Below are 14171 nucleotides of genomic sequence, written 5' to 3'. Positions count from 1 at the left end.
CACTGATGAGTGACCTTAGTTTTTAAACCTAATTTAAATCTTATGTATAAGTACCTCCAATGTATTGCAGTGATCTTCTCACTACAGTTTGTAACCTTGCACTGTAATGCACAGCAGGATGAAAAAGTTAGCTTGACACACTTGCCTTATATCCAAGGCTTGACAGATCATTCGGTGTCCATTATATGGACAACTGATCGCCCAGCAACGGGTTGGGTAGAATTGGCGCCAGATGATTCGAGTCATTTTTATCATATCGAACGACCCAAATATTATGCTGCAGCCTATGGTTTTAAAAAAGTCGGGACTGTTCACCAAGTGAATTTAAATGGATTAAAACCAGGGACAAAATACCGTTATCGGGTATATAGCCAAGAGGTAACTAAACACGTTGGCGTCAATGTGGAATACGGGAAAATTGTAGCAACCAATGTATATCGACAGGAACCGCTGGCATTTACTACGCTCGGACCGGCTAAAGTAACCCGATTCGCTGTGGTTAATGATATTCATGGTCGTAACGATGTGTTGAATAAATTACTTGATCTCTCTGATCTCCCTAAGCAGGACTTTATTGTTTTTAATGGTGATATGGTCGATAATTTATTGAGTGAACAACAGATGTTTGACGGTTTTATGGATACGGCAATCAAACGATTTGCGAGTGAGAAACCTATGTTCTATTCAAGAGGGAACCATGAAACCCGAGGGCCATTTGCCATTACCTATCCACAATACTTCCCGACACCGACAGGAAAGCTTTATTATCAATTTAAGCACGGTGAAACTGCTTTTATCGTGTTGGATTGTGGTGAGGATAAGCCAGATTCTGATATGGAATACAGTGGCATTGTAGAGATGGATAATTATCGTACAGAACAAGCAAAATGGTTGGAGGAAGCCGTGGAAAAACCGGATTATAAAGATGCAAAATATAAGATAATCATATGTCATATGCCACCATTTGGCGGTTGGCATGGCGAACAGGAGATCTTGGATAAATTTGTTCCTATTCTAAATAGGTCCGGTGCGCAAATTATGTTGTGTGGACATTTGCATAGACATATCATTAAACAGGTGTCTGATAAGGTCAATTTTCCTGTTATCGTGAACTCTAATAATAATTTGCTTAAAGTAGATTTAGCTGCTAAAGGGTCTTTTAAAATTATTGACCAACAGGGGAAACTTATTGATGAAGTAACTATAACACCCCTACACTAATTACCGTGCATTCGAGGTCTGTTCTTATTCCTAAGACAGACCTTTTTTACCGATGAAACCCCGGTTTTAATGGTGATTTTTCCTAATTAAAGCTCTCGGATTGTTTTCGTCGACGAAGCGCCCGTCATCGAAACAAGGTTTTTTCCGTTTTTTACCTGCCCTTAAATTCCCCCATTTATAACCTATTATTAAGTTGTGGAGGTAATATTAGTATTCGTTTTTGTGCGTTTTTTTATTTATTTACTGAGTTATGTTGCGATATGTAATTTAGATTTATTAAAAATAATTTGAATAAATGCTTTCGAATAGCCTATATTTGCAACTGTTTAGAACGATTTTAAACAAGCGTATTTCTAGATGCGTTTTTGTTCGTACTTATGAAAAAGACTTTTTTTATATTAATTCTTGTTTTCTGTAGCATTATAGTTCATGCTCAGCATACAGCTATTGGGGGGAAAGTGTTAGATGAAAAGAGAAGACCTCTAAGTGGCGCAACTGTCTCCATTAATTCATTTGATCTCACTAGTGAGACGGATGCAAAAGGCGATTTTAATTTGATTATTCCAGTCAAAAACTATAGTGATAGTGTTTTATTATCCGTAAGCTATGTAGGGAAAAAAATGGTTGAGTTGTGGGTTGATGTAAGAAAAAAAAAAGAGAATTTAGATTTTATACTCCGGGACAATAGTTTAACCTTAGATGAGATTAATGTAAACCAGATATTTAAACAAAATAAAAATTCCATTTCTTCCATTGTGTTTGATGAGGAGGCTATAGAAAGGGTTCAGGCGTTTAGTCTGATGGATGTGTTGAACACATTGCCAGGCAAGCAAATGACAGCTCCTAATATCAATGCACCGCAGACTTTGAATCTGAGAAACACCCTTGATGAGAGCAATAGTCTTAATAATTCACTAGGGATACCTATAATAATAGATGGGGTGCGGCTTTCAAATGATGCTAATATGCAATCACGGCCCGTAGGACAACGGGGAATGGCAGGGTCTGTGCTTCCTGCCGTAACCAGTGGAAATGCGGCAGATGTACCATTTAGGGGAGTGGATTTAAGAGAAATACCTGTAGAGTCTATTGAGAAAATTGAGGTAATTCAAGGTGTAGCTTCTGCAGAACATGGCGAATTAACTGATGGTGCAATTTTAATCGAAAGAAAAACAGGAAATTCGCCACTGCACTTTTCAACAAATATAAATGATGGCTCTCGTAATTATTCACTCAATAAGGGGTTTGGTCTTCCTAAAAATTTGGGGGGGATAACTACAGACCTAAACTATGCTATTTCGAACTCTAACCCCCAAGATAAGGTGCAGGAATATAGACGCTATGGTGGTTCATTGCGTTGGAACACGGTGGCGTCACGTAAGCTTCGCAATAAGTTAAGCTTAGATTTTAACATGAGAATAGATGATGCAAAACAGGATCCGGATGATAATTCAAGAAGAAAATATTATTCAAAAGAAATCGGTTTCCGCTTTTCAAACACAACCCAATTGAACTATAGCACACGATTTTTTGACGAAATCAATTTCATGCTTTCTTATTCTATCCGCAAGCAAGAGAGCTTTGCACAATGGTTATTAAATCAAGGCAACAAACCTTATACTGCAAAAGATACCACTGGCATATACGAGGGAATATTACTTAATTCGCAATATCTCGCTGAGGAAGAGATTATCGGAAAACCTATAACAGCAAGCACAAGTTTAAAATTTACAAAAAGGTTTCAAATAGGTAAGACTTTTCACAGTCTATTGTATGGGTTTAATGGGAGTTATGCAAACAATGGTGGGCGAGGGATTATTTCTGACCCGGATAGACCGCGTTTTATCAATTTTAACAACCAAAATATTAGACCTTATTCTTTTGAGCTTAATCCCGCTTTAATCAATACGGGTATATACATTACAGATAACTTTCATTATAAGCTGTTTGGTAAAAAAATTAATAGCAATTTTGGTGTTCGTTTTGATAATCAAAATGGAAGCACCAGCTTTCAGCCACGATTAAATACGAGGATTGTTTTAGATAAGAGGTGGGCGTTAAGTGCTGCCTTTGGAGTTGCAACCAAATCTCCAACTTTAGCGCATCGCTATCCATCACCTTCCTGGATAGATGTTCCACTTATTATTGCGCAGAACTCCCAGAGTTCCTTATATTTAGTGTATACAGAGAAATTTATTACTAAGAATGAAAACTTAAAATCTAGTAAATCTGAGAGCGCTGAATTTAATATAGAATTCAAAAATCACTGGATTACATCCCGTATCAATTCTTATTATAAAAATAACAGCAATGGTTTCAATTCCGTCAAGGTCTACAAACCATTTCATTTGCCTATATTTGATTACCATTATAATGAGAGTCTAAATCAAATTGTATATCAGGAGACTGGAAGATACATTGATTATTATGACAAGTCATATAATAAGATTGAAAATTTTAAAAACTCCTATACCTACGGTTTTGATTGGTCCTTAGCCTTTAAGGAAATCAAATTTATCCGTACGAGCTTTTCCACCAGTACTTCGTATATTTTATCTGAACAAAACGATAAGATACTGGAGGCAATAGATTTATCCTCTCCAGTTCAAATCAATGGGCAGCCAATTTCTTATCTGTTGTATCAACCCAGTAACCAAGGGAAACGATATGTACTGACAAGTAAGTTAAACACTACCACGCACATTCCCGCTATCGGATTTGTCATCATGACCAATACAGATATTTTTTGGAAGAATCGCTATAAACGGAACTATAATGACAATTTTCAAAAACCGGTAGGTTATTTGGATGCTAATATGAAACAAGTGTTGATAAACAACGATTTGGCGTCCTCTCTTCCTATTCGTGGGCTAGAATTCTTCGATGGCCAGCAACGTATTATTTATATGAATTTCTCAATGTCAGTTGCCAAGGAAATCAGCAAAAAGATCCGCATTGCTGTGACAGCCTATAATACCTTTAATGTGCAACCCACTAGTTCGTATCGGGATCCCAATACAAACCAGGACGTAGTTGTGACTTACAATAGTCCTTTAAGCATTACAGGCGGAATATCAATTAAACTTTAACAAATACTATATACTATGAAACAGAATTATATTCTACTATTTTTCTCCTTAATACTAGCCTTATTTGGAGGTTGTAAAAAAGACATTGACGAAGTACAGCCAATAAAAGTGAACGTACAACTAACGGTAAACCCTGAGGAGGTTTGGTTTGAGGTACCTTACGACAAGGCCGAAATTACGTTGATAAATAAAGGTAATAGCAGTTCCTACAAAATTCAAGCAGATGCAAAAGGTAAAATTGCATTGAATAATATTGCTCCAGGTAATTATAGTATCAATGTCTCGTTGGCAATCTCAGCAGAAGAATATACCAAATTGACGGGTGTAAATCGCACATCTATTTTTTATCTGAACTATGCTTTGGCTGATAAAGCTTTGTTTGCTAATGAGGACTTTAATATTCGCTTAGTGACCAGTGAACCTATTGGCGGTTTTGTTATTAAGCAGATCTACTATGCCGGATCAGATACCAAGGATGCAGCTCTTAACCGGGATAATTTTATTGAGATTTATAATAACTCGGATGAAATGTTGTATGCGGATAGCTTACTTGTGGTATTAGCATATGGAAAACCGAATAATAAAACAGACGAATATTCCCTAAGCAACAATCAGTATGATTGGAGCAAGTCTATCAATATGACCGTGTCTAATAATGCAAATGAAGATTATGTCTATGCCAAAGGAATATTTATGATTCCAAGTGATGGGACGGGTAAAAAATATCCTGTCGAATCGGGGAAAAGTATAATTATCGCTGGTTCGGCCTTAAATCATGCTGGTTCATATACCGACAACAACGGGAAAATAATTGGTGCTCAGAGGCCTGAACTTACAGTGGATTTGAGTAAAGCTGATTTTGAAGCCTGGTTGTATCCTTACGAACAGAAAATTCAGCCTGGGCGAACGATATTCGCGAATGACGTAGATAATCCATCCGTTACAAACTTAGAGGTTTTTCTTGCCCTAAGTATGCGTGATATGTATTTCCCGCCACAGGCTAGAGAATCTTTTGTATTGATGAAAGTCGATGGAACCTTTGATTTAAATAATATTCCCTCATTTGCGATTCCAACTGTAAAAGCTGTTACAACGAGTACTGTGCGTTATGCTCAAATGCCGGCAAGGTTTATCTTGGATGCTGTTGAAATTCAGGACGCTGTTGTAGCTGATCAAATTCCACGTCGTTTACCACAAAAATTTGATGCAGGAGCAATATCTGTACCTGGAGGAGCTTACTCTAGTCAGTCCGTCGTCCGTAGGACCGAAAGGAAAATTGGGAATAGACGTATTCTTAAAGATACAAACAATTCGTCAAATGATTTTGGTGTGCTACAACGTGCCAATCCAACCAAAACAGACGCATCATTTATAGATTAGAATCCATATGCGGAACATTTTTGCTATAATATTTTTGGTTTCCCTTTTTACTTTGAGCTCTGCTCAAAGTAAAAAGGATTCTGTGTATAGTTATACCATTGATCATCATTTAGTTGAACGCAGTCTTTTGAGACCCGCTTTTCTTCAAAGAGATTCATTGATGTCTTATGGTGATGTTCGAGTTGCTTATCAAATGAATAAGGGAGGATTTCGAAAGGCCCAACAAGCCTACAACGGTGTGATAACAAGTTTTCAAGCCAATGGATTCAATCGTTTGGGAAAGTTCTTATTGGGAGCAAAATTTGCGTTCAACTCCATCCGCGAAGATAGTTTGGCAAATAGCCTTCGTTCTGGATTAGAAGATTTAAGCCCTTATTATCCTTACGCAAATAAAAGTGGTGACTATCAGCGTCAAAATTATCAGCTAAATGCTTCACTCGGATATGAATTAGCTCATTCAGTACAGCCATTTCTCCAAGTGGATTACCATCGACATTGGAGTGCAGGTACAGTGGATCCGCGCTTAAAATCTAATAGATTTACTTTGAAAGTCAAACCTGGTGTTACCTTAAATTTTCCGAAAAGCACATTGGGGCTATATGGAATAATTGGGCGAGCAGATGAAAATGTTTCTTTGTTATACAAAAACATGGATTTTCAATCTTCAAATCTGTATCCAGATCGAATGTATTATATGAATTATGGATACGGGACGGCACGTCAAAAAGATACGACAAGAGTTAATTTTAAATACGATAACTATAAAGGGGTAGGGATTCAGTACCTTAAAAAGCTTTATAGCTGGCATACCAAAACAGAGATTGAATACCAACAATATCACAATACAAACCAAAATTATTCTAAGAAGTCTGTTCTTTATAGCGGCCCTTTGGCTATTTATGATCAAAGTACCATTAAATTTTTCGTAGATGCAGTCAAATATAATGGTGATCAGGGGCAGCAATTATTGATTTTCGATGGCGAATATAATAAAGGTGTTGATGGTAACAAATTGACTACGGGTAGCCTAAATAAAGTCAATTATAAAGTTAGCACTCTTTCCCTTACAGGACAATATGTTAAGCTTTGGCATAGACATCATCAGCTAGCGAAGGAATTAGGTTTTCTTGTCACCTACTATACGGAAAATAGAAAAGATCTCTTGCAGGCGATCGACTTTGAAGTGGGACAAATGCGTGTTGAGCCATCTCTAAGATTATATTTGCAAAAAAGCAACACGAAACTTATACAATTTGCATTTGCACCTTATGCGACTATTCCGACAGAAACCACATTGGAATATAGCCCCTTATCCATAAACACCTTTATTCAAAACGTTGTTTTTTGGGACTATTACTATTATAAGACCCAATACTTAGGTGCAAAATTTGGTGTAGAATATAAGGACCGGTTTTGGGGAAACAACCTTGCATTTTATGCAAAGTTAGATCTCCGAAAATCTTCAGGTACTATTGAATTAAAAGACGATATAAAACCTAAATTTCTTTCAACTGGAAATAGAACGAATATGGAAATTGGGATTCGGCTCTCTTTATAAATTATTTTTGATAATAATCGTAATAAAAAAACTGGTAATGAAAAAACATTTTGCAGTATTGGTCAGTATCATTGGACTTGTTGGTTTACTATCTATGAAAGATCAACAAAAAGCATTGTATGAAGAACTGCAGTTACTTTATCGAAGACCGATAAGCGAGTGGCCTAAACCGACGATTGATGCAGGTGTCAGCTGGAAGGAATTTAAGTCCTTGCCCAAGGTTGATACAAGTTATTTTTCTTTGATGGAAAAGCCGGATGTCAAGTTAGGAAAATATCTTTTTTTTGATCCGATACTGTCTGGCAGCAATCAGATCTCTTGTAGCAGCTGTCACAATCCCCAGACATCATGGGCTGATAAATTGACGGTTCCGGTTGGCAATGATCATTTGGAGGGGACACGTAATACACCATCACTACTGAATGTGTATGCGCGGAAAGAATTGTTCTGGGATGGAAGATCCAAGTCGCTGGAAGAGCAGGCGTTAGGTCCCATTGAAGCACATCATGAAATGGACATGGATCTGACCAAATTGATTCCAAAATTGAAAGCTATCCCGGCCTATAACAAGCTGTTTCTAGCAGCCTTTGGAGAGGAAGATTATTCTATGCCAGAGGTTTTAAAGGCTTTAGGTGCTTTTCAACGGACTTTAACAAGTAGACGTAGTCGCTTTGACGAGTTTTTGGATGGTAATTATAAAGTACTGTCCGAGCAAGAGGTACGTGGGCTGCATCTCTTCCGGACAAAAGCGAGATGTATGAATTGTCACAGTGGTCAATTTTTTACGGATGACTCCTATCATAACATTGGACTGACTTATTACAAGCGTAAATATCAAGATCTGGGTAGGTATGAGGTTACCAAAGATCCAGCTGACGTAGGACGTTTTAGGACACCATCACTGCGGGACGTAATGAATACCGATCCGTGGATGCACAATGGATTATTCTGGAATATGACCGGATTGCTGAACATGTATAACAGTGGGATGCAGATGAACTCCGCCAAACCAGAGCAGAAGGCTAAAGATCCGCTTTATCCGGTTACAGATCCTTTAATGCAACCTTTGAATCTTAGTAAAGAGGAAATAAAAGATATCGAGGCATTTTTACATGCCATCACAGCAACTTCCTATCGGATGCGGCGTCCTGAAAGCTTGCCGCGGTAGTGTCTATAAGCGCTTGATGTAATTAAGGATCATAAGATGGATTGTTGTCGTGGGTTGAGGGGGGAGCGTCGTTTCCTCCTAAAAATGACTGAATAGGCTACGAGTTTACAGGCTTTATTTACCCCCATCTGATTCTTCAAATGGGGGTAAATTTTACTATTTTGTATTGGTAAATAATTAGTCTTTATAGTTATTATAATATTTTTATAGCTATTAAATTACTTCCTATAAGATGAAGCAATTTCCCAGTACGGATATAGTACCAATTAAGTACAGATAAAGCACTATTTTGTTACAAAGCGGAATGTACTTTAAAAGTGTAATAAGGGTACATAAGAAGGCTTATAGGTAATTTTCGATGCGTTAGTATTTATGTGTCTTTTTTAATTTATAGGAAATCAAAATGGCGTCAAAAGTCGGTCTTCTCAGTTTGTTCTCATTCCTTTTCTACTCCCAGCAGATGGATCACTAAAATACATCAGAACTCGAAATATTAGCTTCAGATGCCGTATTTCGTACATTTTCTAAAAATATACGGGCCAAATTGATACGTTGCTTTTGATCGGCCGAAAGTGGATAACGTTCATCATCAACAAAGGTATCCAAACCCTTCGGAAACTCCCAGGCAAAGTCCAGTACCATGGCTTTCTCCGCTGCAAGAATGACGTCCAACTTACTAGCGAGGGGATTGCCCATTTTGATATTATTATAAATGCTATCTGGGAGCAGCTGGCTGTCTATATCCTGAATTAATGGCAGCTTAGTTTCAATTTTTTTCTTTTGCATGTGCTTATTTGTGTTAAATAATTAAGAATCATTCTAAATAAATTTGTAATTTAGACAAAGATAATAGGTGTAGTGCCATTGTTGGGTATGTAATGAGGAGTAAAAAGTCCGTGAAAAGGAATAGTTGAAACTTGAAGAAATATGGAATGGGATTAAGACTTTATGATATTGATTCGGCTAGTTTATTGTTGGAAAAAAACTATCCACAGACTTTCTTTTCAATCGATGCCGGTATCCAGGAATGTGTCACACAGCTGGGCGCTCCATTTGGTGATGGCTATTACAAAGAGATCTTTTTTGATGGAATTCATATTGGCTTTGGTCATGCAAATCTGTATGAACGGATACTATTTCGTTTTGAAAGTGACTTTGAGACGGTCGAAATGCATTTTGCATTGAAGGGTAGAAGTCGGGCAGCTGGGGAGACATTAGCCGCTACCATAGATTTTGAAACTTGCCAGCACAATATCCTTTATGGCAATTCGATCTGTGGCCAGATGCAATGGGAACGTGAAGAATTCCAGTTATGTGAGATAAATTTGTCTCTAGATTTTTTTAAGAAATTTCTACCCGATAATTCCATCTTGTTTAATGACTTCAGAAATATTATTGAAAAGGGAAAATCTGGCTTATTGACAGATATTAATAGAAGAATTACCCATGAAATGCATGCTCTTATTGATAGTATCATAAATTGTGAACGTAAGGGGGTGTTTAAAAAAATATTTCTCGAAGCCAAGATCATGGAGTTATTGCTGCTTCAGTTGGAGCAGTTAGCCGACAACAGCGTTTCGAACACGACCCTCAGAAAGCCTGATGTTGATAAAATCTATGCGGTCCGTGAATTTTTACTGGATAATATGGATTCAAACAATACACTTGTCAACCTGGCCCATCTGGTCGGGACAAATGAGTTTACATTAAAGAAGGGGTTTAAGGAGTTGTTTGGTACGACAGTTTTCGGTTTTTGGAATGATGCAAAAATGGAACATGCCAAAAAACTCATTTTAGACAAAAACATGACCATTGGTGAAGCCTCTGATGCCATTGGGTATAAAAATCAGCGTCATTTTTCAGATGCTTTTAGACGGAAATTCGGATTTCCACCAAGTAAATTAAAAAAGAGATACAGCTAGTTTACCCGACCTATAACGCGGGCTAAGAATAGCTATTAAAAAATTGATAGATCATTTATCCTTAAATTTTATAAAACCATGGGTAGAGCTGAAGCGAAAATTATACAAGCAGAATTGACTGTGAGTCGAAAAGAATATGTGACCCCACATTATATCCGCATTTATCTGACAGGAGAAGCTGTCTCAGAAATCGCGGACACAACCATCGGTGTTAACAATAAGATTCTGATTCCCCCTTTGGGATTGAATAAAGTCTATTTTCCGGAATTCGATTTTGAAAAGGGGCAATGGAAACCCATGGATGACAGTATTCGGCCAACGGTACGTACATATACGCATCGGGGGATAGATCTTCGACGTAATGAAATTTGGATAGATTTCGTTGCACATGGGGATGAAGGACCAGCTTCTGCCTGGGCAATAGGATCTAAGCCGGGGGATGTATTGGGTGTCCTTATGAGAGCTGGTAAGACCGAATTATTTCCACTGACAAAAAACTATCTATTAGCGGGGGACGCAACGGCACTTCCGGTATTAGGTGCAATATTGGAAAATTTACCAGCATCAGCAAAAGGAACCTGCATCATTGAGGTGAATGGTCGGGAGGACGTACAAAAATTATATACGAAAGCGAATATTGAATTTATCTGGTTGCATAATGATGCTCCACAAGAAGGTAGTCTGCTGGCGGATCTGGTGAAGATAAAGTCTCTTCCTCAGACAGATCGCTTTGCTTACATTGCTGCAGAGTATTCTACCGTTCGGGAGATACGCAATTACCTGCGCAAGGATCTTGCATGGAAGAGGGAGGAACTTTATGCCTATTCTTATTGGAAAAGCGGTGTATCAGAAGATAAGTCAGCCAGTGAACGACACAAAGAGAACGAGGAGGTCAATTCATAAATAAGACAAACTACAAGACCACTGCTATCACCTCATTGCTTGAGCTAAGCTAGTTTTTCAGTTTTTTACTTCTGTTTATCATGAGATAATGGTGAAAAGAATCATTTTTTTGATGTATCTATTGTGACCTCCGAGTTTATCTTAGGCAGAGATTTGTGTCTGTAGGATCAAAACAGTATTTTTATGGTTTGGCGATGAGCGATAACGGGAAAGACACATTATGATGCATATGGAGGAGCAAAAAATTATTCTGGTTGAAGATGAGCAAGACGTTGCGGATTTGATCGTACAGGGATTGGGCGAGGAAGGTTATAAGGTCATTCATCTGGGGCGTGCCGAAGGGCTTGAGCAACTATTGGCCAAACAAGATGTAGCCCTTGTTCTTTTGGACATTCTTTTGCCCGGCACCAACGGACTTGATATTTGCAAACAGATCAGACATTGGGGCTATACCGATCTGCCTGTTATGATGCTGACGGCACTCGGAACCCCTGAAAACGTTGTCCTTGGTCTTGATAATGGCGCTGATGACTATCTTTCTAAACCATTTAAATTAATCGAACTTAAAGCCAGAATACGTTCATTGATCCGTAGACAGCAATCCATTGTTCAGGCGACCCAACGCGAAGCACAGCCTCCAAAAGATACATTCAGTTATGGATTTCTAACGATTGATGATTACAAGAAAGTTGCCTATTGTGAAGGTCAGGAACTTAACCTGACCAGTACAGAGTATCGTTTACTTTTATTATTTATCCAAAGCCCAAAGAAAGTATTTGAGCGCAGTGAGTTATTGGATAAAATATGGGGAATTAATTTTGATATCGGATCAAATGTCGTTGATGTATATGTCAATTACCTGCGGAAGAAGATCGAGAAGGTAACGAGCAAAAAGGCCATTCATACCGTTATCGGAATGGGCTACGTGTTAAAAATCGAAGACTGAATAGATTAAGAAGACTGAATAGGTTAAAATGAATAATTACAATAGGAAACTCATCTATCTCATAGCAATATTAGTTATATATGTCAGCTGTTTCGTTGGCTTTATCTTTTACTCCATCACAAACTTTGCTTTCACCGATTTTTATAAACGCCTGGATCTGCGAAGAAATATTGCAGCAGAAAAGTTCCTCAATAGTAAATCCGCTTCGCAAACAGATCAATGGAGTCTGGATTTTATAGAAAGTCTGAACAATCAGCATGAGTTTTTGGTTGAATTTGATAAGAATGGAAAAATTGTTCAAAGTCAGGGATTCTATTCTGAATTGTGGGATAAAATCAACAAGACCGGAACATCAAATTTTAAAGCAGGGCATCAATTCTATTCGACAAAGTATTTTTCAAAAAACAATAAGCATTATATTGTCGGTGCATCGGCGGAAAATTACTTCTATACGCATCACCTGGCCTATCTGCGTAATCTGCTTATCATTAGTCTGATTTTGGGTATTCTTTTTATTTTGGTGGTTTCTGTTTTTATGAAACGTTCATTTCTAAAACCTATCCTGACCATGATGAAGGAAGTCCAGCAGATTGGCTCTGAAAATCTGGACAAGCGCCTGGATGAAGAAAAATATAAGGGTGAGCTCCATGATCTAGCGTTTACATTCAACAGCATGCTGACACGTTTGGAAACCTCTTTTGAAACGCAGAAAAATTTTATCAGCAATGCTTCACACGAATTGAATACCCCCCTGACTTCGATTATAGGGCAGGCTGACTTAGCGCTGTCCAAAGAAAGAACAGTGGAAGAATACCAACGTACCTTATGTAAAATTATAGAATCTGCGGAGCATTTAGAAAAAAAGACCAAGGCGCTTTTGATGTTGGCCCGCACTGGTTTTGTGAGCAATTCGACAACATTTAATCCTGTTCGTATAGACCAGATTGTTATGGATGCCGAGTTGACTGTTAAAGCTATCAATGATAAATTTAAAATTACGACAGATTTTAGTTTGCTGCCCGATGACAGCATGCGACTCAAAGTCAATGGAAATGCCATTTTACTCCAGCTTGCATTATCCAATATCATTAGTAATGCCTGTAAGTATTCTTCCAATAGGACTGCTTATATCGCCCTGGGTGCTTTAAACAATAAAGTGTTTATCCTAATAAAAGATAAGGGTATCGGGATCCCGTCAAAAGAATTGGGATATATTTATGATCCTTATTTTCGGGCATCCAATACCAATGGAATAGATGGATACGGCATTGGCCTGCCCTTAGCAAGAAATATAATAAAGCTCCACGGTGGGACATTAAAGGTCAATTCCGTCGTTGGGGAAGGCACGACTGTAGAGATTGAATTGCCAACCTACATTCGGTTTTAATCCCATTTTAATTCCCCTGTTATTTTTAATCTCATTTTAATAAGTCTCTTAAAATTCTAATGAAAAGCTAATTCCAGCTTCATTCCGTTGCCATTTGTGCCGACTATTTTTGTCCAAAAGAAGTATGGCCAAAATGACACGTATATTAATCCCAAGTGATTTTACCGTTGATTCACTCTATTTTGTAAGACAGAGTATTGAATCGTCATCAGCAGAAGAAGTTGATGTAATTCTTGCTTATGGTAATAAAAGCAGCACATCTGCGAGCGAACTAATAGCTATTGGAGTGGAAGACCAACTCGATGAACTTCAATCTGATGCTTTTTTGAAGGCATGCGAAAGAATATGTCAACGATTTAAGAACCGTAAGCTGACTATTTATGCGGATATCATAAGAACCGACAACGCCAGTTATTTACAACATTACCTGCGAGGGGCGGGTGTAAACGAAATCAAGATCCCAGCTAATTATAGCTATCAGAATAAAACACGTGATTTTTTCGATGTAGGGAAAGCATTACGGAAACTAAAGAACCATGTTCTTCATCCCATTTCGGTAATGTAAGTTTTACATTGATTATTTAAAGAAATTATCGC

At 37.9% G+C, this 14171-nt stretch carries 11 protein-coding genes; 10 read left to right on the top strand and 1 reads right to left on the bottom strand.

Going from position 1 to position 14171, the window contains the following annotated elements; translation table 11 throughout:
• The first annotated feature begins 42 nt into the window (after positions 1-42).
• From ABFX33_RS05340 to ABFX33_RS05320, 5 genes are all read left to right on the top strand, one after another.
• On the top strand, positions 43-1221 hold the full coding sequence (locus tag ABFX33_RS05340) for a purple acid phosphatase family protein (protein ID WP_346084674.1): 1179 nt from the start codon (positions 43-45) through the stop codon (positions 1219-1221).
• A 377-nt stretch (positions 1222-1598) separates the two neighbouring features.
• A complete protein-coding gene (locus ABFX33_RS05335) occupies positions 1599-4310 on the top strand; it encodes a TonB-dependent receptor (RefSeq protein ID WP_346084673.1) in 2712 nt (903 codons plus the stop codon).
• Positions 4311-4325: 15 nt separating this feature from the next.
• On the top strand, positions 4326-5690 hold the full coding sequence (locus tag ABFX33_RS05330) for a DUF4876 domain-containing protein (RefSeq protein WP_120258536.1): 1365 nt from the start codon (positions 4326-4328) through the stop codon (positions 5688-5690).
• A gap of 82 nt (positions 5691-5772) precedes the next feature.
• Positions 5773-7248 (top strand): DUF6850 family outer membrane beta-barrel protein, encoded by a 1476-nt coding sequence (locus tag ABFX33_RS05325; protein WP_346084671.1) that lies wholly within the window; start codon positions 5773-5775, stop codon positions 7246-7248.
• Positions 7249-7285: 37 nt separating this feature from the next.
• The gene (locus ABFX33_RS05320) at positions 7286-8416 is read left to right on the top strand and encodes a cytochrome-c peroxidase (protein ID WP_346084670.1); all 1131 of its coding nucleotides are present in this window, start codon (positions 7286-7288) and stop codon (positions 8414-8416) included.
• A 468-nt stretch (positions 8417-8884) separates the two neighbouring features.
• Here the strand turns inward: ABFX33_RS05320 and ABFX33_RS05315 are convergent, their stop codons facing one another.
• Positions 8885-9202: a hypothetical protein gene (locus ABFX33_RS05315; protein WP_257088847.1), complete on the bottom strand. Its 318-nt coding sequence runs from the start codon at positions 9200-9202 to the stop codon at positions 8885-8887.
• A 146-nt stretch (positions 9203-9348) separates the two neighbouring features.
• On the opposite strand from ABFX33_RS05315, the gene ABFX33_RS05310 reads away from it, so the two are divergent.
• The 5 genes from ABFX33_RS05310 (at position 9349) to ABFX33_RS05290 (ending at position 14139) form a co-directional block, all read left to right on the top strand.
• On the top strand, positions 9349-10338 hold the full coding sequence (locus tag ABFX33_RS05310; RefSeq protein ID WP_346084668.1) for a helix-turn-helix transcriptional regulator: 990 nt from the start codon (positions 9349-9351) through the stop codon (positions 10336-10338).
• Between the two features lie 78 nt (positions 10339-10416).
• Positions 10417-11241 (top strand): siderophore-interacting protein, encoded by an 825-nt coding sequence (locus tag ABFX33_RS05305; RefSeq protein WP_346084667.1) that lies wholly within the window; start codon positions 10417-10419, stop codon positions 11239-11241.
• 229 nt (positions 11242-11470) lie between these two features.
• Positions 11471-12187, top strand: coding sequence for a response regulator transcription factor (locus ABFX33_RS05300; protein ID WP_282255615.1), 717 nt, complete (start codon positions 11471-11473; stop codon positions 12185-12187).
• Positions 12188-12215: 28 nt separating this feature from the next.
• Complete coding sequence (locus ABFX33_RS05295; RefSeq protein ID WP_120258530.1) at positions 12216-13574, top strand: HAMP domain-containing sensor histidine kinase; 1359 nt, start codon at positions 12216-12218, stop codon at positions 13572-13574.
• Positions 13575-13707: 133 nt separating this feature from the next.
• Entirely contained in the window at positions 13708-14139 is a 432-nt protein-coding gene (locus ABFX33_RS05290; RefSeq protein ID WP_346084665.1) for a hypothetical protein, read from the top strand.
• Positions 14140-14171 lie beyond the last annotated feature (32 nt).

It is taken from the genome of Sphingobacterium ginsenosidimutans (genome assembly GCF_039536865.1).
Taxonomy (GTDB): domain Bacteria; phylum Bacteroidota; class Bacteroidia; order Sphingobacteriales; family Sphingobacteriaceae; genus Sphingobacterium; species Sphingobacterium detergens.
This window is presented reverse-complemented; position numbering and strand designations above follow the sequence as displayed.